Origin of the sequence: Idiomarina sp. 28-8 (genome assembly GCF_000320945.2) — a bacterium.
Taxonomy (GTDB): domain Bacteria; phylum Pseudomonadota; class Gammaproteobacteria; order Enterobacterales; family Alteromonadaceae; genus Idiomarina; species Idiomarina loihiensis.
In genome coordinates, this window is record NZ_BANL01000071.1 from 1 (window position 1) to 236 (window position 236).

1 pseudogene is annotated in these 236 nt (G+C 49.2%); it reads right to left on the reverse strand.

Going from position 1 to position 236, the window contains the following annotated elements:
- Positions 1-236: pseudogene (gene gcvT / locus RJ32_RS15385) on the reverse strand (glycine cleavage system aminomethyltransferase GcvT); the annotation flags it as partial.

Consider the following 236-nt stretch of genomic DNA (forward strand, 5'->3'; position numbering starts at 1 on the left):
ATTCAGCATACTGGTGTATTGTGCTTTGCCTTCGGTTTTTAGCTTGGCAACGTCGTTAGCCAGCAGGTAACGCAAAAACGCCTGAGCCTGTGGCCCTTCTACGTCAACAATAGTCATGTGAGACACATCAAAAACACCGCAGTCACGGCGTACAGCATGGTGCTCTTCAATTTGTGAGCCGTAGTTCAGCGGCATGTCCCAGCCGTGAAAATCAACCATCTTTGCACCCGCTTTTA